This window comes from Achromobacter sp. GbtcB20 (assembly GCF_019091095.1).
GTDB lineage: Bacteria > Pseudomonadota > Gammaproteobacteria > Burkholderiales > Burkholderiaceae_B > Achromobacter > Achromobacter mucicolens.
Window position 1 is genome coordinate 1 of record NZ_JAGXJZ010000317.1, and the last position, 362, is coordinate 362.

Sequence of the window (362 nt, forward strand, 5' to 3'; positions counted from 1 at the left end):
GCAGATCAGGCCCGCCTCCTTCGCTTTCTTCCTTTACTTCCCCTTCGTCACTTTCCTTGCGCCCCTGGCACCTTCACGGTGAGCCAGCGCTGGCTCTTGCATATCCGACAAAAGTTTTACATAAGAAACAATTGTTTCTTCGCGACACATCCCTGTTCATAAGTTTGCTCAGCGTCTCCTTTTCTTGGCCTCCAGTTCCGGCGAAAATATATCTCTGCTCTAATCTTTCCTTCAGTCAACAACACATTCGGCAAGGCATTGCCTGGAGCAGAGAGATGAACACTACGCACGTCGACGAAGCACTGCGCACCAACGCGCGCCAGGCTGACCGCCTGATGGTCCTGATCCTGTGGGCGATGTTC

The 362-nt window shown here is 52.8% G+C and carries 1 protein-coding gene; it reads right to left on the reverse strand.

All coding sequences use genetic code 11. The features are described 5' to 3' along the window. Positions 1 to 116: 116 nt before the first annotated feature. On the reverse strand, positions 117 to 362 hold a 246-nt coding region (locus KVT32_RS29155; RefSeq protein ID WP_217619322.1), incomplete at its 5' end, for a hypothetical protein.